At 55.9% G+C, this 25,023-nt stretch carries 24 protein-coding genes; 11 read left to right on the top strand and 13 right to left on the bottom strand.

What is annotated here, in order from left to right; all coding sequences use genetic code 11:
* Nucleotides 1-67 precede the first annotated feature (67 nt).
* Entirely contained in the window at nt 68-832 is a 765-nt protein-coding gene (gene pdhR, locus HP564_RS17385) for a pyruvate dehydrogenase complex transcriptional repressor PdhR (protein ID WP_371245085.1), read from the bottom strand.
* Between the two features lie 511 nt (nt 833-1,343).
* On the opposite strand from pdhR, the gene aroP reads away from it, so the two are divergent.
* From aroP to HP564_RS17365, 4 genes are all read left to right on the top strand, one after another.
* A complete protein-coding gene (gene aroP / locus HP564_RS17380; RefSeq protein ID WP_371245084.1) occupies nt 1,344-2,708 on the top strand; it encodes an aromatic amino acid transporter AroP in 1,365 nt (454 codons plus the stop codon).
* 115 nt (nt 2,709-2,823) lie between these two features.
* Nucleotides 2,824-3,075, top strand: coding sequence for a hypothetical protein (locus HP564_RS17375; RefSeq protein WP_371245083.1), 252 nt, complete (start codon nt 2,824-2,826; stop codon nt 3,073-3,075).
* Between the two features lie 152 nt (nt 3,076-3,227).
* The gene (locus tag HP564_RS17370; protein WP_371245082.1) at nt 3,228-4,640 is read left to right on the top strand and encodes a glycoside-pentoside-hexuronide (GPH):cation symporter; all 1,413 of its coding nucleotides are present in this window, start codon (nt 3,228-3,230) and stop codon (nt 4,638-4,640) included.
* Complete coding sequence (locus HP564_RS17365) at nt 4,637-5,596, top strand: family 43 glycosylhydrolase (protein ID WP_371245081.1); 960 nt, start codon at nt 4,637-4,639, stop codon at nt 5,594-5,596. Before HP564_RS17370 ends, HP564_RS17365 begins: the two co-directional genes overlap by 4 nt.
* On the opposite strand, the gene ampE is transcribed toward HP564_RS17365, so the two are convergent.
* Together ampE and ampD are read right to left on the bottom strand one after the other, a co-directional pair.
* On the bottom strand, nt 5,578-6,432 hold the full coding sequence (gene ampE / locus HP564_RS17360; RefSeq protein ID WP_371245080.1) for a beta-lactamase regulator AmpE: 855 nt from the start codon (nt 6,430-6,432) through the stop codon (nt 5,578-5,580). The genes HP564_RS17365 and ampE overlap by 19 nt on opposite strands.
* Before the next feature lie 16 nt (nt 6,433-6,448).
* Complete coding sequence (ampD, locus tag HP564_RS17355) at nt 6,449-7,000, bottom strand: 1,6-anhydro-N-acetylmuramyl-L-alanine amidase AmpD (protein WP_371245079.1); 552 nt, start codon at nt 6,998-7,000, stop codon at nt 6,449-6,451.
* A gap of 198 nt (nt 7,001-7,198) precedes the next feature.
* Between ampD and nadC the strand changes: the two genes are divergently transcribed.
* The 4 genes from nadC to hofC all read left to right on the top strand — a co-directional run bounded on the left by nadC (nt 7,199) and on the right by hofC (nt 11,295).
* On the top strand, nt 7,199-8,095 hold the full coding sequence (nadC, locus tag HP564_RS17350; protein WP_371245078.1) for a carboxylating nicotinate-nucleotide diphosphorylase: 897 nt from the start codon (nt 7,199-7,201) through the stop codon (nt 8,093-8,095).
* 180 nt (nt 8,096-8,275) lie between these two features.
* Nucleotides 8,276-8,731: a prepilin peptidase-dependent pilin gene (ppdD, locus tag HP564_RS17345; protein ID WP_371245077.1), complete on the top strand. Its 456-nt coding sequence runs from the start codon at nt 8,276-8,278 to the stop codon at nt 8,729-8,731.
* Nucleotides 8,718-10,109, top strand: a complete 1,392-nt coding sequence (gspE, locus tag HP564_RS17340; protein ID WP_371245076.1) for a type II secretion system protein GspE — start codon at nt 8,718-8,720, stop codon at nt 10,107-10,109. The genes ppdD and gspE overlap by 14 nt, the downstream gene beginning before the upstream one ends.
* Nucleotides 10,096-11,295, top strand: a complete 1,200-nt coding sequence (hofC, locus tag HP564_RS17335) for a protein transport protein HofC (protein ID WP_371245075.1) — start codon at nt 10,096-10,098, stop codon at nt 11,293-11,295. Before gspE ends, hofC begins: the two co-directional genes overlap by 14 nt.
* A 32-nt stretch (nt 11,296-11,327) precedes the next feature.
* On the opposite strand, the gene HP564_RS17330 is transcribed toward hofC, so the two are convergent.
* Nucleotides 11,328-12,368 carry a GMP reductase gene (locus HP564_RS17330; protein ID WP_371245074.1) on the bottom strand — a complete coding sequence of 347 codons (1,041 nt, stop codon included), beginning with the start codon at nt 12,366-12,368 and terminating at the stop codon, nt 11,328-11,330.
* A gap of 215 nt (nt 12,369-12,583) precedes the next feature.
* Here HP564_RS17330 and coaE point away from each other — a divergent pair, with 215 nt between their 5' ends.
* Genes coaE through yacG form a run of 3 tightly spaced genes read left to right on the top strand, consistent with a single transcriptional unit; the run spans nt 12,584 to nt 14,146 of the window.
* Nucleotides 12,584-13,192 (top strand): dephospho-CoA kinase, encoded by a 609-nt coding sequence (gene coaE / locus HP564_RS17325; RefSeq protein ID WP_371245073.1) that lies wholly within the window; start codon nt 12,584-12,586, stop codon nt 13,190-13,192.
* A gap of 4 nt (nt 13,193-13,196) precedes the next feature.
* Nucleotides 13,197-13,940 (top strand): cell division protein ZapD, encoded by a 744-nt coding sequence (gene zapD, locus HP564_RS17320; protein WP_371245072.1) that lies wholly within the window; start codon nt 13,197-13,199, stop codon nt 13,938-13,940.
* A gap of 8 nt (nt 13,941-13,948) precedes the next feature.
* Entirely contained in the window at nt 13,949-14,146 is a 198-nt protein-coding gene (gene yacG / locus HP564_RS17315) for a DNA gyrase inhibitor YacG (RefSeq protein ID WP_371245071.1), read from the top strand.
* Between the two features lie 24 nt (nt 14,147-14,170).
* Here yacG and mutT read toward each other — a convergent pair whose 3' ends face one another.
* From mutT to murC, 9 genes are all read right to left on the bottom strand, one after another.
* Entirely contained in the window at nt 14,171-14,566 is a 396-nt protein-coding gene (mutT, locus tag HP564_RS17310) for an 8-oxo-dGTP diphosphatase MutT (protein WP_371245070.1), read from the bottom strand.
* Nucleotides 14,567-14,683: 117 nt separating this feature from the next.
* Nucleotides 14,684-17,389 carry a preprotein translocase subunit SecA gene (gene secA / locus HP564_RS17305; RefSeq protein ID WP_371245069.1) on the bottom strand — a complete coding sequence of 902 codons (2,706 nt, stop codon included), beginning with the start codon at nt 17,387-17,389 and terminating at the stop codon, nt 14,684-14,686.
* Nucleotides 17,390-17,458: 69 nt separating this feature from the next.
* Nucleotides 17,459-17,962, bottom strand: coding sequence for a secA translation cis-regulator SecM (gene secM, locus HP564_RS17300; protein ID WP_371245068.1), 504 nt, complete (start codon nt 17,960-17,962; stop codon nt 17,459-17,461).
* A 299-nt stretch (nt 17,963-18,261) separates the two neighbouring features.
* The gene (gene lpxC / locus HP564_RS17295) at nt 18,262-19,179 is read right to left on the bottom strand and encodes a UDP-3-O-acyl-N-acetylglucosamine deacetylase (protein WP_371245067.1); all 918 of its coding nucleotides are present in this window, start codon (nt 19,177-19,179) and stop codon (nt 18,262-18,264) included.
* A gap of 101 nt (nt 19,180-19,280) precedes the next feature.
* Nucleotides 19,281-20,435 carry a cell division protein FtsZ gene (gene ftsZ, locus HP564_RS17290; RefSeq protein WP_371245066.1) on the bottom strand — a complete coding sequence of 385 codons (1,155 nt, stop codon included), beginning with the start codon at nt 20,433-20,435 and terminating at the stop codon, nt 19,281-19,283.
* 69 nt (nt 20,436-20,504) lie between these two features.
* Nucleotides 20,505-21,761, bottom strand: a complete 1,257-nt coding sequence (ftsA, locus tag HP564_RS17285; RefSeq protein WP_033749492.1) for a cell division protein FtsA — start codon at nt 21,759-21,761, stop codon at nt 20,505-20,507.
* Nucleotides 21,758-22,594 carry a cell division protein FtsQ gene (gene ftsQ, locus HP564_RS17280; RefSeq protein WP_371245065.1) on the bottom strand — a complete coding sequence of 279 codons (837 nt, stop codon included), beginning with the start codon at nt 22,592-22,594 and terminating at the stop codon, nt 21,758-21,760. Before ftsQ ends, ftsA begins: the two co-directional genes overlap by 4 nt.
* Before the next feature lies 1 nt (nt 22,595).
* Nucleotides 22,596-23,516 (bottom strand): D-alanine--D-alanine ligase, encoded by a 921-nt coding sequence (locus HP564_RS17275; RefSeq protein ID WP_371245064.1) that lies wholly within the window; start codon nt 23,514-23,516, stop codon nt 22,596-22,598.
* On the bottom strand, nt 23,509-24,984 hold the full coding sequence (gene murC / locus HP564_RS17270; RefSeq protein ID WP_371245063.1) for a UDP-N-acetylmuramate--L-alanine ligase: 1,476 nt from the start codon (nt 24,982-24,984) through the stop codon (nt 23,509-23,511). Before murC ends, HP564_RS17275 begins: the two co-directional genes overlap by 8 nt.
* Nucleotides 24,985-25,023 lie beyond the last annotated feature (39 nt).

Here is a 25,023-nt window from a genome sequence, read left to right as displayed (position 1 = left end):
TGTACTCTGTTGCCAACGCACAAGGAGACAGGCCCATCGTTGATGTCCGCACGTTCTTTGCCGCGCGTTATTCCTTACGTTGCTGTAAACGACGCAGGGAGCGTTCACGACGAGTCTGCTCCCGATTTCTGTCCAGCAAGATTTCCTCTATGAACGCCAGGTGACGATGCGAAGCCTCGCGCGCCTGTTCAGGCTCACGCGCCACAATCGCCTCGAAAATACTGGCGCGGTGACCGCTCACTTTCGCCAGCATTTCCCGGCGTGAGTAAAGCAATTCAAAATTCTGTCGAACGTTTTGTTTCAATACCGGTCCCATCGAACGCAGCAAATGCAGCAGTACCACATTATGCGCCGCCTCTGTGACAGCGATCTGATACTGCATCACTGCATCGGCTTCCGCATCGAGATCGCCGCTGTCCTGTGCCTGCTGTATCTGCACATGGCAGTGGCGGATACGCTCGATGTCCTCTTCGGTGCCGCGCAGCGCCGCATAATAGGCTGCAATGCCCTCTAGCGCATGACGCGTTTCCAGCAGATCGAACTGGGATTCCGGGTGCCTGGTGAGCAGATTGACGAGCGGATCGCTCAGGCTTTGCCAGAGATGCTGCTGGACGAAAGTGCCCCCGCCCTGACGGCGCAGCAGCAGACCTTTCGCTTCAAGGCGCTGGATGGCTTCGCGAAGGGATGGACGTGAGACATCAAACTGTTTGGCGAGTTCGCGCTCGGGCAGCAGTTTCTCACCAGGACGTAGCGTCCCTTCCATGATCAGAGATTCCAGCTGCTGCTCAATGGCATCAGAGAGCTTGGGTTGGCGAATCTTACTGTAAGCCATCTTCCCTTCTTATCAAGCGGCTGTCCGAAGTAAATTGGTAATACCAATTGAAAAAAGTTGGCCGTAAAGTAACAAAGTATTCACCTTGTGTCTATACGACCCCGGTCACAAACCTGGGCTGACTGGGGGTAAAGAAGGGATAAGTGTGCGCTGAAAAAAGAAATTTTGAGGTAAATGAGATGTTAAATACCGACGCTTTTACCAAACCTTACACTGAATTAACCGGAAACCCGCCCCCAGCTATAAGGCAATGTTATTCGTCATCCATGGAGATTCATGGCAAAAAAGCCCAGGCGGCAGTGTGACGATGACGAGGATTTTTCAGTCATCTCCCAGCACATAAAGAGAAAGCAGGTGCAAAGCGCATCGCATATCACTATTCTTGTCGCCAGGGTAGCATCCGCCTGCATACAGTGCGCCTGATACCGTAAATAATTCAATACGTTATTGTAACCACTTCCTGCCAGCCAACGGTGCTGCAAAAGAAGAATTAAAACAACATGAGGTTTGTATGGAACAACAGCACGGCGATACGCTGAAGCGCGGGCTTAAAAACCGCCATATTCAGCTAATCGCGCTGGGTGGTGCGGTGGGCACCGGCCTGTTTCTGGGCAGCGCATCCGTCATTAAAGCCGCTGGCCCAGCCGTTATTCTGGGATATGCTATCGCGGGTTTTATTGCCTTCCTGATCATGCGTCAGCTGGGTGAAATGGTGGTTGAAGAGCCGGTCGCGGGCAGCTTTAGCCACTTCGCCTATAAGTACTGGGGCAATTTTGCTGGCTTTGCGTCAGGCTGGAACTACTGGGTACTCTATGTACTGGTTGCCATGGCCGAACTGACCGCCGTGGGCAAATATGTTCAGTTCTGGTGGCCAGATATTCCTACCTGGGCCACCGCTGCCGTGTTCTTCGTCTTAATCAACGCCATCAACCTGACCAATGTCAAAGTCTATGGTGAGATGGAGTTCTGGTTTTCAATTGTAAAAGTGGTTGCGGTTATTGGCATGATCCTGTTCGGCGGCTGGTTGCTGTTCAGCGGCACCGGCGGCCCACAGGCGACCGTGACCAACCTCTGGGCACAGGGAGGCTTTTTGCCGAACGGCTTCAGCGGCCTGATCATGATGATGGCGATCATTATGTTCTCTTTTGGTGGCCTTGAGCTGGTAGGCATTACCGCTGCGGAAGCCGATAATCCAGAGCAGAGCATCCCGAAAGCTACTAACCAGGTTATCTACCGTATTCTGATTTTCTATATCGGTTCGCTGGCAGTGCTACTGTCGCTGATGCCCTGGACGCGCGTTACCGAAGAAACCAGCCCGTTCGTACTGATTTTTCATGAGCTGGGCGATGCGCTGGTTGCGAATGCGCTCAATGTTGTGATCCTGACTGCTGCGCTCTCTGTTTATAACAGCTGCGTCTACTGTAACAGCCGCATGCTCTTCGGCCTGGCACAGCAGGGCAACGCGCCGAAAGCTTTGCTGAAGGTAGACCGTCGCGGCGTGCCCGTCGCCACAATTCTGGTCTCTGCCGTCGCAACCGCCTTCTGCGTACTGATTAACTACCTGATGCCAGGGGAAGCTTTTGGCCTGCTGATGTCGCTGGTGGTCTCGGCCCTGGTGATCAACTGGGCGATGATTAGCCTGGCGCACCTGAAGTTCCGCCGTAAGAAAGATCAGCAGGGCGTCACCACGCGCTTTAAAGCCCTGCTCTACCCGTTCGGCAACTGGCTCTGCCTGGCTTTCCTTGCGGGAATTCTGGTCATCATGGCGATGACGCCAGGTATGGCGATTTCCGTCTGGCTGATCCCGGTCTGGCTGATCGTTCTGGCTATCGGCTATGCCGTTTTACGCAAAAGTAAAAATACGGCAAAAAATTAATGTCTTCTGGTGCGCGTCATCTTTCGCGCACCCCCTTAAATGGCCGCATTGCTATTTTTCTCCTTTATTTCGCAGATAAGATTGGTTTTCGCTTATTAACAAAGGAGAAATTGTCATGCGTGAACTCAACCTGGATGAAGTTCTGGCGGTTAGCGGTTGCGGCGTGATTAAAGATATCACTACGGGTTTGGGCCAAATGGCTGGATCTTTCGTTGGCACAGCCATTGGTGGGCTGGTGCCTCTACCCCTCCTGTCAGGGTTTATTTCAAAAGCCACAAGCAGCCTGCTGGGTTATTTAGGCAGTTTACTCGGTAGCTGGGTAGGCGATCTGGTGGAAGGTAATAATACAGGCTCACTGTCCAGCTAATTCTGTTTTCCCTCTGGCACGCATGCAGACACGTGCCAGCTCACACTTTTTCCCCCCCGCGCGTTTTGTCCATCTCTTTCACTGTTTGTTGCTGCATCGCTTCTGCACTCTGCGCCAATAATCACTGGCGTCATGATTGGCAGGAGACGTCTATGAAGCCCACAGCGCTTACGTTCAGAGAGAAGCTCGGCTACGGCATGGGCGATGCCGGCTGTAACATGATTGGCGGGGCCATCATGTTGTTTCTTAACTATTTCTACACAGATGTGTTTGGCCTTACCCCCGCACTGGTCGGCACGCTGCTGCTGTCAGTACGCGTGCTGGATGCGGTGACCGATCCGATTATGGGCGCGATTGCCGATCGCACGCAAAGCCGCTGGGGACGCTTTCGTCCCTGGCTGCTCTGGGTATCCGTGCCCTATGTCCTGTTCAGCGTGCTGATGTTTACCACGCCGGACTGGAGCTATGGCAACAAGGTTATCTGGGCGTTTGGCACCTATTTTCTGATGTCGCTGACCTATACCGCTATCAACATTCCCTACTGCTCACTCGGCGGCGTCATCACCAGCGATCCCGGCGAGCGCGTCTCCTGTCAGTCTTACCGCTTTGTGATGGTCGGTATCGCCACGCTGATCCTCTCGCTGTCGCTGCTTCCGATGGCCGAATGGTTCGGCGGCGAAGATAAGGCACGCGGCTACCAGCTGGCGATGAGCGTGCTGGCGCTGACTGGCCTGCTTATGTTTCTGTTCTGCTTCGCCACGGTACGTGAGCGCATCCGCCCGGCCATACCAACCCATGGTGATGTAAAAAACGACCTGCGCGACGTGTGGAAGAACGATCAGTGGGTGCGCATTCTGCTACTGACCTTCTGCAACGTCTGTCCCGGCTTTATTCGTATGGCCGCCACCCTGTATTACGTCACCTGGGTGATGGGTCAGACAACCCATTTTGCCACGCTGTTTATCAGTCTCGGCGTGGTGGGCATGATGGCTGGCAGCACGCTGGCGAAACTGCTCACCGATCGCTGGTGCAAGCTGAAAGTCTTCTTCTGGACCAATATCGCGCTGGCGCTCTTCTCCTGTGGCTTTTACTGGATCGATCCGCACGCAACCCTGGCGGTCATCGTCGCCTATTTCCTGCTGAACCTGTTGCATCAGATTCCCTCACCGCTGCACTGGTCTCTGATGGCTGACGTTGATGACTATGGCGAATGGAAAACCGGTAAGCGTATTACCGGCATCAGCTTTTCAGGCAACCTGTTCTTCCTCAAGGTCGGGCTGGCAGTGGCAGGCGCAATGGTTGGCTTTCTACTCTCGCTTTACGGCTATGACGCGGGTGCGAAGCAGCAGTCTTCACAGGCGGTCAACGGCATTATGCTGCTGTTTACCGTGATCCCTGGCGTCGGCTATCTGATTACCGCTGGCGTAGTGCGCCTGCTGAAGGTCGACCGCACGCTGATGCAGACCATCCAGCACGATCTTGCCCTGCGCCGCGCTCACTTTCGCGAACGGCATGACAGGCCTCAGCACGACGATATGGTGACCCAACCCGGAGAAGCAAAATGACCACACCCTGGCTGAACCCATTTATTACGCAGCGAGCGGATCCCTTTATTCTGCGCCATGAACAGCACTATTACTTTATCGCTTCCGTGCCCGACTATGACCGGCTGGAGCTGCGTCGTGCCAGCACGCTAATGGATTTGCGTCGGGCCGAGCCGGTGGTGGTGTGGCGTAAGCCGGACACTGGCCCCTGTAGTGAGCTGATCTGGGCACCTGAGTTGCACCGCATCGACAACCAGTGGATCATCTATTTCGCTGCCGCGCCAACGCGCGATATCAAAGATGGCCTGTTCCAGCATCGTATGTACGCGCTGGTATGTGATAACGCCGATCCGCTGAGCGGACGCTGGCAGGCTCCGCGCCGCGTCTTTAGCCAGTTTGACAGCTTCGCGCTGGACGCAACCCACTTCGTACATCAGGGCAAAAACTGGTATCTGTGGGCGCAAAAAGATCCCGCCATTCCGGGGAATTCAAATCTCTATCTGGCAGAGCTGCTCAATCCCTGGACGCTGAAAAGCACGCCGGTCATGTTAAGTCGCCCCGAGTTTGAGTGGGAGTGTGCAGGCTTCAGCGTCAATGAAGGACCCGCGGTGATTAAGCATGGCGATCGACTGTTCGTCACTTACTCCGCCAGCGCGACGGATGAAAACTACTGCATGGGGCTGCTGTCAGTCGACGGCCATCAGGATCTGCTCAATCCCGATAACTGGCACAAATCGGCGCGGCCGGTGTTTACGTCAAACTGGGATAATCATCAGTACGGGCCGGGACACAACTGTTTTACGCAGGATGAAAAAGGTGGGGATTTACTGGTCTATCACGCGCGCAGCTACACGGAGATTGAAGGCGATCCGCTGTGGGATCCTAACCGTCATACACGGCTGAAAAACTTTGGCTGGCGCGATGACGGCACGCCCGACTTTGGCGTGCCGCCTGCGGATTACACCAGCGTCCCGTAAATGGTCAGCAGCGCCACCACCACCACCAGCACCAGCGAGATGCGCTTTGCCAGCGCTACCGCAATGCGTGGCGTTTCAACCTTATCCAGATGCGGATCGCGTTCCAGTGAGAACTGCGCCAGGCTGGTCAGCACCTGATATTGCGAGCGGTGGCGATCGGTCAGCGCAGCAAACCAGGCTGGCAGCGCCTTCTCACCGTGACCCAGCAGTGCATAGGCTACGCCAGCCAGCCGCGCCGGGATCCAGTCAATCACGTGCAGCAGGCTGTCAACGCCTGACTGTGCACGCTCAAGCGGCGTATGGTGTTTTGCCAGCCAGCTCTGCCACGCGCGCAGAAAGGCATATCCGACCAGCAGCACCGGTCCGTAAGGTCCGCCCACTACAAACCAGAACAGCGGCGCCAGATAGTAGCGGAAGTTAATCCAGATCAGTGCATTTTGCAGCTCCCGCAGGAATTCGCGCTCGCTGCACTCCACCGGCACGCCGTGGATTAAGGTCAGCTCTGCCGCCATCGCCTGATGGGCCGCCACCTCATCGCGGCTTGCTGCTTTCAGATAGGCGTGATAGTGCAGACGTACCGAACCGGCACCGATGCAGAGCAAACCGATAAGAATCCACAGCAGCAGCTGTGCGACGCCAAACAGAATGCCCTTCATGCTCCAGATCAGCAGCGCCGTTATCGCCATCGCCAGCAGGGTCATCAGCAGCGTGCGCAGCAGTGAAAAGTGGCGTCGGCGTCGGAACAGCGGCTCCAGACGATGATCGAGCTGCCAGTGCTCGCCCAGCTTAAACAGGCGTTCCCAACCTAAAACCAGTAACAAGGAAAACAACGTCATACCCACTCCGGGAAAGTCAAAATGAAGTCTGCGCCAGTAGCCGCTGATAGTGCTGCCAGTCAAAAGCGGGCCCAGGATCGCTCTTGCGTGCCGGGGCAATATCGCTGTGTCCGGTAATGCGGGAAGGCGTTAAGGGATAGTGCTGTAAAAGCAGCTGCGTGACGGTGGCCAGCGCCTGATACTGCGCCTCGCTGTAAGGCAGCTCGTCCGTCCCCTCTAATTCAATGCCAATAGAAAAGTCATTACAGTTTTCACGCCCCTGGTAGCAGGAAACGCCGGCATGCCAGGCGCGGTTATCAAAAGAGACATACTGGACGATCTCACCATCACGCCGGATGAGACAGTGCGCAGCGACTTGCAGATGGGCAATATCAGCAAAATAAGGATGCGCATCGGGCGGCAATGTGCCGGTAAAAAGCCGATCGATCCATGGCCCGCCAAATTCGCCGGGCGGCAGGCTGATATTGTGGATGACCAGCAGCGAGGGGGCCTCGTCATTGGGTCGTTGATTAAAATGCGGTGACGGCACCTGACGCGTGTCAGTCAGCCAGCCCTGTTCCAGTTTCATGCCGGTTTTTCCTTAGCGAAGTCGGGCTGAGAATAGCATGATTTATGACAATTTTTTGCAGGTTAATGCCCTGAGGGCTGCTCAGGCTAGCCATTGAGTTAAGGATACTAAACAAAACGGTCATTTCAGCTGGCGAAACGCCTTATTTACGTCTATTGTGGCTTCCTCTTTGTTCAGGTCTTCAGGAGCGAAATCGTTATGCCAACTCGTCGTTATGATGTCGACAGCCGTCGCAAGATGCTGATTGCGCGTATTGAACAGGATATCCCCGCCGCCGTCGCGCGCGCCTTGCAGGAGGATCTCGGCGGTGAGATCGATGCTGACCGTGACATCACTGCGCAGCTGCTTCCTGAAGAGAGCCAGGCGCATGCTCAGGTCATTACGCGCGAGGCGGGTGTTTTCTGTGGTAAACGCTGGGTGGAAGAGGTATTTAATCAGCTGGGCGGCCACGTTACGCTAAGCTGGCAGGTGGAAGACGGCGATAAGGTGATGCCCGATCAGCAGCTGTTTACGCTGGACGGCCCCTCTCGCTGCCTGCTGACCGCCGAACGCACGGCGCTCAATTTTGTTCAGACTTTGTCAGGCGTGGCAACCGAAACCAGCCGCTATGTAAAACTGCTGGAAGGCAGCAACACACAGTTGCTGGATACGCGCAAAACTCTGCCGGGACTGCGCACGGCGCTGAAATATGCTGTGCTATGCGGCGGCGGCGCAAACCATCGCCTTGGACTCTCCGATGCCTTCTTAATTAAAGAAAACCATATCATTGCCAGTGGTTCAATTCGCCAGGCGGTGGAAAAAGCATTCTGGCTGCATCCGGACGTGCCGGTTGAGGTGGAGGTAGAGTCGCTGGATGAGCTGGATCAGGCACTCGCGGCCGGTGCCGACATTATTATGCTGGATAACTTCACGCTCGATGAGATGCGCGCTGCCGTAACACACACTCAGGGGCGCGCGCAGCTCGAGGTTTCTGGCAACGTCACAGAAGCGACGCTGCCGCAAATTGCACAAACCGGTGTTGACTACGTCTCGGTTGGCGCTCTCACCAAGCACGTTCGCGCACTCGATCTCTCCATGCGCTTTACCACGCTGTAAACCTGAAACGCCGTGTGGCTGCACACGGCATTCTTGCGTTTCTGCTCCCATATCGTTGCTTTTCCTGCTGCAATACAGATCGTTTATTGCGACGCCTTTTCCACACGGCTGATTCGCCGCTGGGTTTATGCGCTTCCCTTTTTTACTCTGCTGCCTCTTATCCAACACGGAGGCGATGTAATGACAAATCAGCAGGGATTTACGCTTATCGAACTGATGATCGTGGTGGGGATCGTGGCAATCCTCAGCGCTATCGGCTTACCGGCTTACCAAAACTATCTGCAACGTGCGGCGCTCACCGATATGCTGCAAACCATGGTGCCGTATAAAACCGCCGTCGAGCTGTGTGCCATGGAACACGGTGGGCCTGCGCAGTGTCAGGCTGGCGAGAAGGGAATCCCGACAGCAAAAGGGTCACGCTATGTTTCCGCGCTTAGCGTCGTGAATGGCGTCATCAGCCTGACTGGTCAGGAGAGTCTGAATGGGCTGAGCGTTGAGATGACGCCGGTGTGGGACAGCGTCGACGGCAGCCTGACATGGCAACGCAGCTGCACCAGCAGCAGTGAACGCCTGCGCGACAACTGCCTGGAACAGTTCCGCTTCGGTGATAAAGGGGCTGACAATGCCAACGGCTGAATCCGCTATTCATACCCTGTGCCAGCGTTACCGGGCTCTGTTGCTGCATCACGATGCAACGCTGCTGCGCGTCGCGGTGGCAGAGCCGGTGCCTGAAGGCTTAAGTGAAGCGCTGAGTTTTGCCAGCCAGTGCCAGATTGAGATTGAGTGCTGGCCACAGGCACGTATCGATCTTTGTCTGCACGAGAGTGCGACTGCAGCGCCACCGCGTGACGTTCTGCCTGAATCCGCTGTCGAGGCGGTCAACCAGATGCTGCAACAGGCACTGCGGCGGCGAGCCTCAGATATCCATATTGAACCCCAGCGCGACGGCGTGCGGATACGGCTGCGTATTGACGGCGTTCTGCAACCGCTCACTACGGCAGTAGAAGCACCGTCCGCCGCGCTGTTAGCCAGGCTGAAGATTCTGGGCGGCCTGGATATTGCCGAACGCCGTTTACCGCAGGATGGCCAGTTTACTCTGTCGCTGGACAGCCACCTCGCCGCCTTCCGTGTGGCCACCTTGCCCGTGCAGTACGGTGAGAAAGCGGTCATTCGCCTGCTGCAAAGTGAAGAGAGCGCACTGTCGCTGGACAAGCTCGGGCTGCCAGCGGCGCAGTTCAGGCTGCTGGAGGCCGCACTGGTACAGCCGCAGGGGCTTATCCTGGTGACCGGTCCCACCGGCAGTGGTAAAACCTTTACGCTCTACAGCTGCCTGAGCAGGCTCAACCGACCTGACATCAACATCAGCAGCGTGGAGGATCCGGTAGAAATCCCGCTGGCCGGCATTAATCAGACGCAGATCAACCCTAAGTGTGGTCTGGACTGTAACCGGGTACTGCGTGCTCTGCTGCGCCAGGATCCTGACGTCATTATGGTCGGCGAAATTCGAGATGCCGAAACGGCGGAGATTGCGGTTAAGGCGGCGCAAACCGGCCATCTGGTCCTCTCGACGCTACACACTAACTCAACGGCAGAAACGCTGACGCGGCTTCGTCAGATGGGAATGCCGGGCTACCTGCTGGGCCCGGCGCTGCGTCTGATTGTCGCTCAGCGACTGGTCAGGCGGCTATGCCCTCACTGCCGTCAGCCAGCGCAGGCGGTAGCGCACTTTCCGCCAGATATCTGGCCCGGTACGCTGCAAACCTGGCGAGCGCCGGGCTGCGATCACTGCTTTTCTGGCTACTTCGGGCGGCTGGCGCTGTTTGAAATATTGCCAGTGAGCAGCAGGCTGCAAAATGCCATCGCCGCTGAGATGCCGCTCGACAGTCTGGTGGCGCTGGCAAAATCGCAGGGGATGAAAACGTTACTGAGCGCTGGACTGGAAGCCGTCAGCCGTGGCGAGACATCGCTAGAGGAGATGCAGCGCGTCACGGGTTTCGAAGATGTCCAGGCTTAGTCTCTACCGCTGGCAGGCGGTAAACAGCCAGCAGCTACTGCATGAAGGCCAGAGTCTGGCCGTCGATCAACAAAGCCTGTTGGACGAGCTGGCCGCACAGAATCTGCTGCCGGTGAGCTGGCAACGCCGCAGAGTCTGGCGTGCTTGCGACTGGACATGGCAGCACAAGATCGACTTTTTCAGACAGCTGGCCACGCTGCTCAAAGCCGGTTTGCCACTGGCTCAGGGGCTTGAACTGTTGTCGCAGGGCCATCCGCACACAGGCTGGCAGATACTGCTGCATGCGCTACGGCTGCGGGTATTGAGCGGGATGTCATTTTCCCGGGCGTTAAACCAGTGGCCGCAGATCTTTCCGCCATTGTTCGCCGCGTTAATGCAGGTTGGCGAACTGACCGGGCAGCTTGACGTCTGCTGCGCGCAGCTGGCCGAGCAGCAGAGCCGCCAGCAATATTTGTGGAAGAAAGTCATCAAAGCGCTGCGTTATCCGCTCTTTATACTGTTGGTTGCTGTCGCGGTCAGCGCAGGCATGCTGTTGCTGGTTCTGCCAGAGTTTGTTGCGATCTACGCCTCGTTCAATGCGCCACTGCCTGCTTTTACCGCGGCGGTTATGGCGCTTTCAACCGCTCTGGAGCACTGGGGTTACTGGCTGCTTTTGTTGCTTGTGCTGTCTGCCACAGGTTACCGTGCGCTGCGACAACGCTCGCCAGCATGGCAGCGGAGAGAGCAGCAATTGCTGCTGCGTCTGCCGCTACTCGCCCGTCTTTGGCGCGGCAGCCAGCTCAGCCAAATTTATGCCATTTTACACCTGACACAGCAGGCCGGTATTCCCTTGCTGCAAGGACTGCAGGCGGTTGAGGTTACCCTCACCTCGCGGCTATGGCGCGACACTGTCAGTGAGCTTCAGCAGCATATTGCGCGGGGAGAGCCACTGTATCAGGCTATGCAGCATCACGCGCTGTTTACACCGCTCTGTATACAGCTGGTACAGGTAGGAGAAGAGTCTGGAGCACTGGACCTTATGCTGGCTCGTCTGGCGGAATGGCATGAGGCACAAACGCTCTCGCTCGCCGACGCACTCGCCGCCTCGCTGGAACCCCTGATGATGGTGATAACGGGTGGCATTGTCGGCACGCTGGTAATTGCGCTCTATCTGCCGGTGTTTGGTCTGGGAAATGTAATCCATTAGGGTGCATTGCGCACCCTGATGTCAGCAAGGCCTTAACGGTTGAATACGCGGTTTTCCTGCTCGGCGACGCGAATAAAAGTGGTTCGCTTGGTTAGCTCTTTCAGTCGTTCTGCGCCAACATAGGTACAGGCAGAGCGCAATCCGCCAAGAATGTCGCGAGCGGTTGCGTCAACCGGTCCCCGCAGTGGCAGCTTCACCGTTTTGCCCTCTGCTGCGCGATACTGTGCGACACCGCCAACGTGGCGCTTCATCGCCGACTCAGAGCTCATCCCGTAAAACAGCATAAACTGTTCGCCGTTCTCTTCTACCACGGTTCCTTCACATTCGTCGTGCGCAGCGAGCATGCCGCCCAGCATGACAAAATCCGCACCGCCTCCAAATGCCTTGGCAATATCACCCGGCACCGCACAGCCGCCATCGCTGACGATTTGACCTCCCAGCCCGTGTGCGGCATCAGCGCACTCAATGACAGCAGAGAGCTGAGGATAGCCCACTCCCGTTTTTACGCGCGTGGTGCAGACCGAGCCTGGACCAATGCCCACCTTAACGATATCGGCACCGGAGAGGATCAGTTCTTCTACCATCTCGCCTGTTACAACATTGCCTGCACAGATGGTGCGATCCGGGAATCGCGCGCGCGCGCGTTGCAGAAAGGTCACGAAGTGCTCAGAATAGCCGTTCGCTACGTCAATACAGATGAATTTCAGACTGGCAGAGAGCGCCAGAATATCCGTGAGCTTTTGCAGATCGGCATCCGACGTGCCCGTTGAGACCATAATATGGTTCAGCACCGTCTCTGACGAGCGCTGGATAAAGGCGCGCCACTCTTCAACGGTGTAGTGCTTATGCACAGCGGTAAGGATACCGAAGCTGGCTAACGCCTGCGCCATGCTGAAAGTACCGACGGTATCCATATTTGCAGCGATAACCGGCACGCCGCTCCAGCTGAGGCCAGAATGTTTAAAAGTAAAGCGACGTTCCAGTTCGACGTCAGAACGGCTTTTCAGCGTGGAGCGTTTAGGGCGAATGAGAACGTCTTTAAACCCCAGCTTTAAATCTTCTTCAATACGCATAAAAAAGTCCTGGTAAGTGGCATCTAATCGTTATTCGGGTAGCGCACACGGCTCCAGTGACATAATCATACGCTCCATATGCCTGGCGACAAGACTGCGAATTTCACTTTATTTACGCTACAATCCCATAAATTTAGCTGAGAATTTTCATTGTGATCGCGCACACAGTTTCGCGCTTCGGGTGTCCAGCTGTGTTGCGTGCCTGAGAGAGTGATATGCCCTATACCGTGGCACTGACCGGTGGAATCGGCAGTGGAAAAAGCACGATTGCCAGCGCTTTCGCCGCGCTTGGCGTTCCCGTTATCGATGCGGATGTTATCGCACGCGACGTGGTCGAGCCGGGCTCGCCTGCGCTACAGCAGATCGCGGAGCGCCACGGCAACAGCATTCTGACTGAAGAAGGCATGCTAAATCGCGCCAGGCTAAGAGCGATCATTTTTCAGTCGTCGGAAGAGAAAGCCTGGCTGAATAACCTGCTTCATCCCCTGATCAATGCCCGCACGCAGCAGTTGAAAGCGCAGACGGTCGCTCCCTATTTACTGTGGGTGGTGCCGTTACTGGTCGAAAATGGCCTGCAGTACCAGGCAGACCGCGTACTGGTGGTTGACGTCGATGAAGAGACGCAGCTCAGACGCACGATTCAGCGCGACGGCATCGATCGTCTGCAGGCGCAAAATATTTTGTCCGCTCAGGCGACGCGCGACGCGCGTCTTGCCGTGGCCGACGACGTCATTAATAACAGCGGCACGCCAGATGAAGCAGTGCCGCAGGTTGCCGCCCTGCACCATCGTTATCTGGCACTGGCGGCAGCGCAACAGGATTAACACCATGAGTACAATCGTTCTGTTTGAACACCCTTTAAATGAAAAAATGCGTACCTGGCTGCGCGTTGAATTTTTGATCCAGCAGCTGCACGAAACCGTGCCTGTTACCCGCTCCTCCACGGCACTGACTTTTTTTCGCGTGATCGGCGAGCTGCTGGATATCTTCGAGCGCGGTGACATGCGCACTGAGTTACTGAAAGAGCTGGAACGCCAGCAGCAAAAATTGCGCGCCTGGGCCGATGTGCCTGGTGTGGATATGAGCGTGGTTGATGCGCTGCGTGACAAACTTAAAGCGCAGTCTGTTCAACTCAACAGCGCGCCACGTATGGGGCAGCAGCTGCGGGAAGACCGACTGATTGGGCTGGTACGCCAGCGTCTGAGTATTCCAGGTGGATGCTGTAGTTTCGACCTGCCTGGGCTACATATCTGGCTGCATCAGCCGCAGGAGATGCGTGACCGCCATGTGTCGACCTGGCTTTACACGCTTGAGCCGCTTCATCAAAGTTTGACAATGGTTCTGGATCTTATCCGCCAGTCAGCCGCATTTCGCCATCAAACCAGCCTGAATGGGTTTTACCAGGACAATGCAGAAGGGGCGGACCTGCTACGCCTGCAACTGCATCTGGAAGATGCGCTTTATCCCCAGGTTTCTGGTCATAAGAGCCGTTATGCGATTCGCTTTTTGCCGCTTGACAGCGAGCGCGGTGAAGTCCCTGCGCGACTCGACTTTGAACTGGCCTGTTGTTAGAGGTAGCTATGCAAAATGAAGTGATTACCGTTTCCTGTCCGCACTGCGGCAAAGATGTGATTTGGGATGAACTGAGCCCCTGGCGGCCGTTCTGCAGCAAACGCTGCCAGCTGATTGACCTGGGCGAATGGGCTGCCGAAGAGAAGCGTATCCCCAGCGAGGGGGATCAGAGCGACAGCGACGAGTGGAGCGAGGAACAGCGCTAACCGCAGGGGCATAAGCCCCTGCTTTTACAGCTCACTGGCCAGCAGGCGCGCAATCAGTGCATGATTAGCCGGTGGAAACTCCTCTGCCACCAGCGCGCTCTGCGCCACCCAGCGCTGCGGCTGGCCTTCCCGTCCCCACGGCTCGCCGCGCCAGCCTTCAACCAGAAAGAAGTTTAGCGTCACGCGCAGATTTTCATAGGTGTGATCCGCTGCACCAATGGCCGTTGCGTGCGTAACCTCAATACCCGTCTCTTCCATCAGCTCGCGCTTCAGCGCTTCTTCGGCGCTTTCGCCAGCCTCAATTTTACCACCAGGAAACTCCCACATATTCGCCATGTGCGACGACGCCGGGCGCTGAGCCAGGAAGATCTGTTTATCGGCGTTACGAATAATGCCAACGGCCACTTGCAGGTGCTTCATAGAATTTTTCCACGTCAGAAGGATGAGTGTGCACAAATTTTAAATCATGGGTGGTGCAAAGTTAATCCGCACCGTCAGGAGCATTAAAAAAGGAGCCGAAGCTCCTTTTTATTAGCGTCAGGCCAGTCGGCCATGGCACTGTTTATATTTTTTACCCGAGCCGCACGGGCAAGGATCGTTACGTCCCACCTTACGCTCGCCCGCCTGTGCTGCCAGTGAAGCCGCAGCGGCGGTTTCGTCGTCAACATGACTCAGCTGCTGCTGCTGTGCAAGACGTTCAGCCTCTTCGCGACGCTGCTGCTCCATCGCCTCAACCTCTTCTGGCATACGTACCTGCACCTTACTCAGCGTGCTGACCACTTCATATTTCAGAGACTCCAGCATGGCGGCAAACATGGCGAAAGATTCGCGCTTGTACTCCTGCTTCGGATCCTTCTGCGCGTAGCCGCGCAAATGGATGCCCTGACGCAGATAGTCCATGGCGGCCAGGTGCTCTTTCCATAAGGAGTCCAGCGTTTGCAGCATCACCCCTTTTTCGAAGTTGCGCATCATCTCAACGCCAACAACCTCTTCTTTGCTGGCGTAGTTTTCGCGCGCGCGCGTCATGATGCGCTCGCGCAGCGTCTCTTCGTGCAGATCTGGCTCTTTATCCAGCCATTCTGCGATGGGTAAATCGAGATCAAAATCGTTGCGCAGACGTTCTTCCAGGCCTGGCACATCCCACATCTCTTCCAGCGACTGCGGCGGAATGTAGCTGTCGATAGTGGTTTTGAAGACATCGTCGCGAATGCTGTTAATGGTTTCACTCACGTCGGAAACATCCAGCAGTTCGTTACGCTGGCTGTAGATAGCGCGACGCTGGTCGTTCGCCACATCGTCATATTCCAGCAGCTGCTTACGAATATCGAAGTTGCGGCTTTCCACTTTGCGCTGAGCATTGGCGATCGCTTTGGTGACCCACGGGTGCTCAATCGCCTCGCCTGGCTTCATGCCCAGCTTACGCATCATATTCGACACGCGATCGGAGGCAAAAATACGCATCAGCGCATCTTCCATTGAGAGGTAGAAGCGTGAGGAACCGGCATCACCCTGACGACCTGCGCGACCACGCAGCTGGTTGTCGATACGGCGGGACTCGTGACGCTCGGTACCGACGATGTGCAAACCACCTGATGCCAGAACCGCATCGTGACGAACCTTCCAGGCCGCTTTGATCTCTTCGATTTGCGCTTCGGTCGGATTCTCCAGCGCCGCCACATCGGCATGCCAGCTGCCGCCCAGCATAATATCGGTACCACGACCCGCCATGTTGGTGGCGATCGTTACCGCTCCCGGCTGACCCGCCTGCGCCACGATATCCGCTTCACGGGCGTGGAATTTGGCGTTCAGCACGTTGTGTTTGATGCCTGCGCGGGTCAGTTCGTTAGAAACCACTTCCGACTTCTCAATGGAAATGGTACCAACCAGAACGGGCTGCCCATTAGCCGTACGCTCGCGAATGTCTTCGATGATCGCATCGATCTTCTCTTTCTCGGTCATATAGACCAGATCGGGCAGATCTTTACGCACCATCGGTCGGTTGGTCGGCACAACAATGGTGTCGAGCTTATAAATAGAGCTGAACTCAAAGGCCTCGGTATCTGCCGTCCCGGTCATACCGGCCAGCTTCTCATAAAGGCGGAAGTAGTTCTGGAAGGTAATAGAAGCCAGCGTCTGGTTCTCGTTCTGGATCTCTACCCCTTCTTTGGCTTCGATGGCCTGATGCAAACCATCTGACCAGCGGCGGCCCTGCATGGTACGACCGGTGTGCTCATCGACGATAACCACTTCGCCATCTTTTACGATGTAATCGACGTCGCGGGTAAAGAGCGCATGGGCGCGCAGGGCTGCCGTGACGTGATGCATCAGCATAATGTTGGTCGGTGAATAGAGCGATTCGCCCTCTTCCATGATGTTCTGGCTGACCAGCAGCTCTTCCACTTTAACCAGACCGCGCTCGGTCATGTGCGCCTGGCGCGCTTTCTCATCTACCCAGAAATCGCCTTCGCCCTGGAAGGTGTCAGAATCTTCTTTCTCCTGACGCACCAGGTTCGGGATGATCTTGTTAACCTTGATGTACATATCAGAGCTATCTTCCGCCGGACCGGAGATGATCAGCGGCGTACGCGCCTCATCGATCAGGATGGAGTCCACCTCATCCACCAGCGCATAGTGCAGTTTACGCTGGACGCGCTCTTCCGGGCTGAACGCCATGTTGTCGCGCAGGTAGTCAAAGCCATATTCGTTATTGGTGCCGTAGGTAATATCAGCAGCGTAGGCTTCACGCTTTGCCACAGACGGCATGCCCGGCAGGTTGATACCCACGCTCAGGCCCAGGAATTCAAACAGCGGACGGTTGTTTTCTGCATCACGCTGCGCCAGATAGTCGTTGACGGTAACAACGTGGACGCCTTTGCCGCTCAGGGCATTCAGGTAAGCAGGCAGCGTTGCAGTCAGGGTTTTACCTTCACCCGTACGCATCTCTGCGATACAGCGATCGTTGAGCACCATGCCGCCCAGCAGCTGCACATCAAAGTGACGCATACCGAAAACGCGTTTGCTTGCTTCACGTACCGTAGCAAAAGCTTCCGGGATCAGACTCTCCAGCGACTCGCCCTTTTTCAGACGTTCGCGGAACTCATCAGTTTTAGCTTTCAGCTCATCGTCTGAAAGCTTCTGGAAGTCCGGTTCCATTTTGTTGATAACGTCTACCGCTTTGCGCATACGGCGCAGAGTACGATCGTTGCTGCTGCCAAAAACTTTCGTTAACAATTTGATTAACATATTAAAAACATCTCAATTCAGCCGCGTTGAGCGGACTGCGATAAAGTAAAAGGTTTGAGAAAAAAGGTATCAGACAAGCAGCGTAGACGGTCCGGCGCGAATTGCATGAATTTTGCCGCGCCAGTTGGCCAGCGAGGGGGAAGACTCGAGCGTATCGCACAGCGTCCCCGTTTCCTGTACTGGCTGATGAAGAGAAGTGTGGGTAGTCAGCAGCGCCTGGAGTGAATCGATCAGGGCCAGCTTATGTACCGCCAGCGGCAAGGCACCTGCGGTTTCCGCCTGTGGCGTCAACGTAAATGAAAGATGGCGGATAACGGTGCGGATGGCATGCTGATGCCAGTAATCGACCGTAAAGCTGGGACGGCGCACCGTTTCCTGCAGACGGATCAGATGATCGAAACGCGCGGCATTGCCAACAAAAAGGCTACTGGACGGTGATTCAGACGACGCATTCAGCTCGGCGCTTTGCGCACTGACAGGCAGGCCGAGGCTGGCCGCCACCATCCCCAACAGGAGATGAGGCCAGAAGTAGCGTCTGCCTAATTGTCGCCAGCGTAAAAAAATTCCGATCACAACTATTCCATTGCGAACCAGTATCGCGTCGTTGTTGGGGTTTACCGCCTGTACCTGACGGCGGATCAGCGTTATTTAGCGCCCTGATAGTACCATCAATATGGGATAACCACATCAGGGTTTAAAGGGCCGCTGGAATAAAACGCGCCTGATTGTTCAGCGTTTCAGCAACGTTGCAGCTATGGCTGAGAGCGCTCTTCAGGTTTGGTGTTAGCCTGTTTCAGGCAATAAAAAACGGCTGGTGCCGCTGACCGGAGAGGGTGTCAGCATTGCCAGCCGTTTCAGAGGATCTGGGGTAATTAAGCCAGAACCAGATTCGGTGCCTTGAACGCCAGCGGCAGTTCAGCTTCGTCTTCGAAGGTTGCCCATTCCCAGGCTTCCTGCTTAGCAAGAACAGCCTGCAGCAGTTTGTTGTTCAGTGCGTGGCCTGATTTGAACGCGCTAAACGCGCCGATAATATTGTGGCCGCACATAAACAGATCGCCAATCGCATCCAGCATTTTGTGACGAACAAATTCGTCCTCAAAACGCAGACCTTCTTCATTCAGCACGCGGAAATCGTCAAGACCAATAGCGCAATCCAGACTACCGCCCAGGCACAGGCCTTTGGATTGCAGATATTCGATTTCACGCATAAAACCAAAGGTACGAGCACGGCTGATCTGGCGAACAAAGGAATCCGCAGAGAAATTCAGCTGATAACGCTGAGAGCTGGAGTCGATCGCCGGGTGCTTAAAGTCGATGGTGAAATCCAGAGAAAAACCGTTGAACGGCTTGATCTCGGCCCACTTGTCACCGTCTTCTACACGAACAGCCTGCTTAACGCGCACAAATTTCTTGGCGCTGCTCAGCTGCTCGATGCCTGCATCCATCAGCAGATAGATAAAGGGCGCGGCGCTACCGTCCATAATGGGAATTTCCGGCGCATCAACCTCAACAATAATGTTGTCGATACCCAGGCCAGCCAGAGCGGCATTCAAATGTTCAACCGTCGAAATACGCACGCCTTCATCATTCACCAGGCAGGTACTCAGCATGGTGTCGCGCACGTATTTTGCATCAGCCGGGAAATCAACCGGTGGATTCAAGTCAGTGCGACGATAGATGACCCCGGTGTTAGCCGGCGCAGGGCGCAGTGTCAGCGTGACTTTTTTGCCGGTATGTAAACCGACACCCGTCGCCTGAACAATACGTTTTAATGTCCTTTGTTTGATCATCGTATTATCTCGCAATATTACCCATCCGACCGCCAGTATACGTTACCAGCGGGCGAACACTTTAGCACAAAAAGCGGAGATTCCCAATTCTCAGGTTATTCCTAGTCGGCCTGCTTACGCAGAAACGCTGGAATATCAAGATAATCAGGCTCTTTATTAGACTGCGCGCTCTGGTCGTTAACCACCTTCGCAGCAGGCTTCTGCTCCTGCGGCAGCGGCGACATACCGTGCTGCTGATAACGGTGATCCATAACCGGCTGGCTGGCTGGCTTGTTGGTCACCAGGGTGATTTCAGGACGCTTGTCCATACCGATACCCGTAGCAACAACGGTTACGCGCAGCTCATCATTCATCTCTGGATCCAGCGAGGTACCGATCACCACGGTCGCGTTGTCAGACGCAAAGGCGCGGATAGTGTTACCCACTGTTTCAAACTCATCCAGACGCAGGTCAAAGCCCGCCGTAATGTTAACCAGCACGCCGCGCGCGCCGGAAAGGTCGATATCTTCCAGCAGCGGGCTGGAGATCGCCATTTCGGCTGCTTCTTCCGCACGATCTTCGCCACAGGCAACGCCGGATCCCATCATGGCATAACCCATTTCGGACATCACGGTGCGCACGTCTGCGAAGTCAACGTTCATCAGACCAGGACGCGTAATCAGCTCGGCAATACCCTGCACCGCGCCTTTCAGTACGTCGTTTGCTGCGCCAAAAGCGTCGAGCAGGGAGATGCCGCGACCCAGCACTTTGAGCAGCTTGTCGTTCGGGATAGTAATCAGCGAGTCCACATGCTTCGACAGCTCGGCAATGCCTTGCTCGGCAAAAGCCATACGCTTTTTACCTTCGAAGTTGAACGGTTTGGTAACGACTGCAACGGTCAGAATGCCCAGGTCTTTAGCGACTTCTGCCACCACCGGCGCAGCGCCGGTACCGGTACCGCCGCCCATACCCGCAGCGATAAACACCATGTCTGCTCCATCCAGCGCAGAACGCAGTGCTTCGCGATCTTCTTCCGCTGAGGTACGCCCCACTTCCGGGTTCGCCCCAGCGCCCAGACCTTTGGTGATGTTGGTACCGATCTGGATGGTCTGGCCAACCGCTGTTTTACGCAACGCCTGCGCGTCAGTATTTACAGCGAAGAATTCTACACCTTCGATACGCTCGCGTACCATGTGCTCTACGGCGTTGCCACCGCCACCGCCGACGCCGATGACTTTAATCACCGCGTCATTGGTTAATTCCATCGGTTCAAACATGATTTCTCTCCGTTATGTGCCTGTCGCCTGGAGACCATAAACAGTGCCAGCATGGTCTCCTTTCTAAAATCAAAATTCTTTCTTCAACCAGCTATTAATGCGCTTAAACCAGTTACCCACCGATGCGCGTTTTTCCGTCTCTGCATCGCCGTTCATATGGGACTCTTTGCCATAGTGCAGCAGTCCCACTGCGGTGGAGTAATACGGCTCCTGCGCGTAATCCGTCAATCCTGTGATATTGAGCGGCTGTCCAATGCGCACCTGCGTATGAAAAACGCGTTGTGCGCAGGCGGCCAGCCCTTCAATCTGCGCGGCCCCTCCGGTCAGCACGATCCCGGCTGCCAGATGGTGCTTAACGCCCTGCTGACGCAGTTGTTCCTGGAGCTGCAAAATCTCGTCATTGACCAGATTCAGCAATTCGGTGTACCGCGGCTCAATGACTTCAGCCAGCGTCTGACGTTGCAGACTGCGCGGCGGGCGTCCGCCTACGCTCGGTACTTCTACATTTTCATCTTTGCCGACAATCGATCCCAGCGCGCAACCGTGACGCACCTTGATGGCTTCCGCGTCGGTCGGTGGTGTGCCGAAGGCGTAAGCGATATCGCTGGTCACCACATTCCCGGCATAGGGGATCACTTTGGTATGACGCAGCGCGCCACCGGTATAGACAGCGATATCCATTGTACCGCCACCGACGTCGACAACACAGACGCCGAGCTCACGTTCGTCTTCTGTCAGTACGGCGAAACTGGATGCCAGGCCAGCAAAAATCAGTTGGTCAACTTTGAGGCCACAACGTTCAACTGCTTTGACGATATTTTTCGCCATATCGTTGTGACATGTGATCAGGTGCACTTTTGCCTGCATACGCACACCTGAGAGACCCACTGGATTTTTAATGCCTTCCTGATAATCGATAGCGTATTCCTGAGGAATAACATGCAGGATGCGGTGCTCATCGCGCACGCGCACTGATTTCGCAGTGTGTACGACGTTTTCTACATCATCCTGAGTCACTTCCTCTTCGGAAATCGGAACCATCCCGATTTCGTTCTGGCAGCTGATATGTTTGCCCGATAAAGCAAGATAGACGGAGGAAATCTGGCAGTCCGCCATCAGCTCAGCCTGATCGATAGCGCGCTGCACGCACTTCACTACCGATTCCAGATCGTTTACGCCGCCTTTATCCATACCACGAGACGGACAGCTGCCCACCCCGATAATGTTGACCATACCATCGGGCAGAATTTCCCCAACCAGGGCGGCAACCTTTGCGGTGCCAATTTCGAGTCCAACTACCAGTTTTCTGTCCGTTGCCTTGATCATTGTTTAGCCTGTGCCTGGTTCTGTTGCTGATTACTGTCCTGAAGCTCTATAGGCTCCGGCGTCCAGCCCACCGCCGCGCCCGAATCGTATCGCAAATCGACATAGCTGATACGGTTATGCTCGTTCTGCCCTTGCTGCTGCAACGCCGGATAAAGCTCAATAAATCGGTTCAGACGCTTCATGGGTTCACCCCGTCCCAGTTCGATACGCACATCGTCGCTGGTGACCAACTGCCATGACCGCCGCGCCGTCATCGACGCTACCTTCAGGGTAAACTTGTTCGCCTTTAGCACGTCACCCATGCTGTGGTAACCCGCCAGCACCTCTTTTTCGCTGCCTTCTGGCCCATACAGCATTGGCAGCGCCTCTTTGCCAATATGGCTGGCTGGCAGGCTAAAAGAGACGCCGTCTGCGTCCACCATATGTACGTCATTCCAGCGGGCAACGGGCACATACTCCACCAGATGAATTTTCAGTTCGTCCGGCCACTGTTTGCGCACGCTGACCTGCTTGATCCAGGGCAAACGCTCAATCTGTTGCTGGATGATATTCACATCCTGCGACATGAAGGTGCCCGGCGCACCCAGCGACAAAATCGCCTGGCGAATATCGTCATGCGTGGTGTAGTGGGTTTCGCCCGTCACCACCAGCCGCGAAAGCGGCAGCCGTGAGGCGTCGTTCATCCACTTCAGCACCACCAGTCCGCCAAAAATCATAATGCCAATAACCATCAGCAAAAACACGATGCCGAAAAGTCTGGCTCCGTTGCTACGCCCGGTGCGCGCGCGCTCCTGGGGTTCACGGTTTCTTGCGTTCAGGGCCGCCTGTGACATATCAGTCGGCCAGTTCCAGAATGTGTGACACCAGCTGCGAGAAGCTCATTCCCGCTTCCCTGGCCGCCATCGGCACCAGACTGTGGCTGGTCATGCCCGGGGAGGTATTCACCTCCAGCAGCTGGAAATGGCCTTCGCCATCCGTCATCACGTCAACGCGGCCCCAGCCGCTACAACCCAGCGCACGCCAGGCATCCAGCACCAGCGTTTGCAGTTCTGCCTCTTTCTCCGCACTCAGTCCTGCCGGGCAGAAGTATTGAGTATCGTCAGAAATGTATTTAGCTTCATAGTCATAAAATTCACTGGCGGTCTGAATGCGTATTGCCGGCAAAATGCGATCGCCAATGATGCCCACCGTGTACTCTGCGCCGCTGAGAAAAGCCTCAATCAGCACATCGTTGTCATGACGAAAAGCCTCTTCCAGTGCGGCGGGCAGTGCATCAGGCGTATTGACGCGACTGATACCAACGCTTGAGCCCTCACTGCTGGGCTTAACAAACAGCGGCAGACCCAGCGCACTAATGGCGTCGCGCGTTTCTGCATCAAGGCCATCCTGATACTGCTGGCGCGTCAGCCAGACAAAACGTCCTGAGGGCAAACCACGTCCCTGCCACAGCAGTTTGGTGCGCAGCTTGTCCATGGTGATGGCTGAAGCCATCACGCCGCTGCCCGTGTAAGGCAGCTGCAAAAATTCCAGCACCGCCTGTAAGGTGCCATCTTCGCCGCCGCGACCGTGCAACGCAATGAAAGCGGAGTCAAAGCCCTGCGCTTTCAGGGTCAGCACTGAAACCTCGCGCGTATCAACCGCGTGCGCATCAATGCCCGCTTCACGCAGGCCAGCCAGTACGGCCTTACCCGACATCAGCGAAACCTCGCGTTCTGCGGAAGTGCCGCCCATCAGGACGGCCACTTTATTAGTCATGACGCTCCTCCGCTTTACGCTCGGGCTGTAGTTTGCATTCTGCCAGCTTGCGTGCCACTTTACCGACGTTACCCGCACCCTGCACCAGAATCAAATCGTTACCCGACAGCAGCGGCGCCAGCATTTCCGGCAGCGCGTCATGATCCGGTACCAGCACAGGATCGACCTTGCCACGACCGCGAATCGAGCGGCAGAGGGCGCGGCTGTCCGCGCCGGGAACAGGCGCTTCACCGGCCGAATAAACATCCAGCATCAGCAGCACGTCGACCTGCGACAGCACATTAGCGAAGTCATCAAACAGATCGCGGGTACGGGTATAACGGTGAGGCTGAAATACCATCACCAGCTTTTTATCCGGCCAGCCCGCGCGTGCCGCTTTGATAGTGGCGTCCACCTCCGTTGGGTGGTGACCATAATCATCCACCAGCATCGCTTTGCCGGGAGTGCCGTTTACCGGCTCCGTCGAAAACTCGCCCAGTACATCAAAGCGGCGCCCTGTTCCCTGAAAGCTCTCCAGCGCAGCGAGGATCGCATTGTCGTCGATGCCCTCTTCACTCGCCACGGCGACAGCTGCCGCCGCATTCAGCGCGTTGTGACGGCCCGGCGCGTTGAGCGTAACCTGCAAACGCGGCTTATCGTGGCGCACCAGCGTAAAGTGCCCCTGCGCGCCGCGCTGTTCGTAGTGCTCAATTCGCACGTCGGCATCGTCGCTGAAGCCGTAAGTGGTAATGTGACGCCCAACGCGCGGGAGCAGATCGCGAATGACCACATCGTCAATGCACATCACTGCGCGACCATAGAACGGCAGGTTGTGCAGGAAATTGATAAAGGTCTGCTTCAGGTTCTCAAAATCGCCCTGATAGGTATCCATATGATCGGCTTCGATATTGGTGACCACAGCGACCATCGGCTGCAGATGCAGGAAGGAAGCATCGCTCTCATCAGCTTCTGCAATCAGATAGCGGCTACTGCCAAGACGCGCATGCGTGCCTGCCGCTTTAACCAGTCCACCGTTGACGAAAGTGGGATCCATGCCACCTTCCGCATAAATGCTGGATACCATTGCCGTCGTGGTTGTCTTACCGTGCGTGCCAGCAATGGCAATGCCGTGGCGAAAACGCATCAGCTCAGCCAGCATCTCAGCGCGACGGATCACAGGAATACGCTGCTCGCGCGCAGCAACCAGCTCAGGGTTGTCCTGCGCCACCGCACTGGAGACCACAACCACGCTCGCGTCGGTGACGTTTTCCGGGCGATGGTTGAAATAGATGGTCGCCCCCAGTCCAGCCAGATGCTGCGTCACCGCGTTCGGTGCCAGATCGGAACCGCTGATGTGGTAACCCTCATTCGCCAACACTTCGGCAATACCGCCCATGCCGGCACCGCCGATGCCGACAAAGTGAATGTGCCGGACGCGACGCATCTCGGGCACAATGGAGCGCAGTTTTGCCAGTTGTTGTGTATTCATCGTTCTCAGTTACCTGTCATCTTATATCCGTGCCCTGAC

Origin of the sequence: Pantoea sp. KPR_PJ, from assembly GCF_041386365.1 — a bacterium.
Lineage (GTDB): Bacteria > Pseudomonadota > Gammaproteobacteria > Enterobacterales > Enterobacteriaceae > Pantoea.
Note: the sequence above shows the minus strand (reverse complement) of the source record. Positions and strands in the feature narration are given on the sequence as shown.

What these genes read in the sequence shown, in the direction of transcription:
- ampD (WP_371245079.1), bottom strand. Translation starts at nt 7,000, where the DNA reads ATGAAACTGGAACAGGGCTGGCTGACTGACACGCGTCAGGTGCCGTCA.
- secA (WP_371245069.1), bottom strand. Translation starts at nt 17,389, where the DNA reads ATGTTAATCAAATTGTTAACGAAAGTTTTTGGCAGCAGCAACGATCGT.
- yacG (WP_371245071.1), top strand. Translation starts at nt 13,949, where the DNA reads ATGCAAAATGAAGTGATTACCGTTTCCTGTCCGCACTGCGGCAAAGAT.
- ftsQ (WP_371245065.1), bottom strand. Translation starts at nt 22,594, where the DNA reads ATGTCACAGGCGGCCCTGAACGCAAGAAACCGTGAACCCCAGGAGCGC.
- murC (WP_371245063.1), bottom strand. Translation starts at nt 24,984, where the DNA reads ATGAATACACAACAACTGGCAAAACTGCGCTCCATTGTGCCCGAGATG.
- aroP (WP_371245084.1), top strand. Translation starts at nt 1,344, where the DNA reads ATGGAACAACAGCACGGCGATACGCTGAAGCGCGGGCTTAAAAACCGC.
- coaE (WP_371245073.1), top strand. Translation starts at nt 12,584, where the DNA reads ATGCCCTATACCGTGGCACTGACCGGTGGAATCGGCAGTGGAAAAAGC.
- HP564_RS17375 (WP_371245083.1), top strand. Translation starts at nt 2,824, where the DNA reads ATGCGTGAACTCAACCTGGATGAAGTTCTGGCGGTTAGCGGTTGCGGC.
- gspE (WP_371245076.1), top strand. Translation starts at nt 8,718, where the DNA reads ATGCCAACGGCTGAATCCGCTATTCATACCCTGTGCCAGCGTTACCGG.
- nadC (WP_371245078.1), top strand. Translation starts at nt 7,199, where the DNA reads ATGCCAACTCGTCGTTATGATGTCGACAGCCGTCGCAAGATGCTGATT.
- mutT (WP_371245070.1), bottom strand. Translation starts at nt 14,566, where the DNA reads ATGAAGCACCTGCAAGTGGCCGTTGGCATTATTCGTAACGCCGATAAA.
- HP564_RS17330 (WP_371245074.1), bottom strand. Translation starts at nt 12,368, where the DNA reads ATGCGTATTGAAGAAGATTTAAAGCTGGGGTTTAAAGACGTTCTCATT.
- ppdD (WP_371245077.1), top strand. Translation starts at nt 8,276, where the DNA reads ATGACAAATCAGCAGGGATTTACGCTTATCGAACTGATGATCGTGGTG.
- HP564_RS17370 (WP_371245082.1), top strand. Translation starts at nt 3,228, where the DNA reads ATGAAGCCCACAGCGCTTACGTTCAGAGAGAAGCTCGGCTACGGCATG.
- ftsA (WP_033749492.1), bottom strand. Translation starts at nt 21,761, where the DNA reads ATGATCAAGGCAACGGACAGAAAACTGGTAGTTGGACTCGAAATTGGC.
- HP564_RS17275 (WP_371245064.1), bottom strand. Translation starts at nt 23,516, where the DNA reads ATGACTAATAAAGTGGCCGTCCTGATGGGCGGCACTTCCGCAGAACGC.
- hofC (WP_371245075.1), top strand. Translation starts at nt 10,096, where the DNA reads ATGTCCAGGCTTAGTCTCTACCGCTGGCAGGCGGTAAACAGCCAGCAG.
- lpxC (WP_371245067.1), bottom strand. Translation starts at nt 19,179, where the DNA reads ATGATCAAACAAAGGACATTAAAACGTATTGTTCAGGCGACGGGTGTC.
- zapD (WP_371245072.1), top strand. Translation starts at nt 13,197, where the DNA reads ATGAGTACAATCGTTCTGTTTGAACACCCTTTAAATGAAAAAATGCGT.
- ampE (WP_371245080.1), bottom strand. Translation starts at nt 6,432, where the DNA reads ATGACGTTGTTTTCCTTGTTACTGGTTTTAGGTTGGGAACGCCTGTTT.
- HP564_RS17365 (WP_371245081.1), top strand. Translation starts at nt 4,637, where the DNA reads ATGACCACACCCTGGCTGAACCCATTTATTACGCAGCGAGCGGATCCC.
- ftsZ (WP_371245066.1), bottom strand. Translation starts at nt 20,435, where the DNA reads ATGTTTGAACCGATGGAATTAACCAATGACGCGGTGATTAAAGTCATC.
- pdhR (WP_371245085.1), bottom strand. Translation starts at nt 832, where the DNA reads ATGGCTTACAGTAAGATTCGCCAACCCAAGCTCTCTGATGCCATTGAG.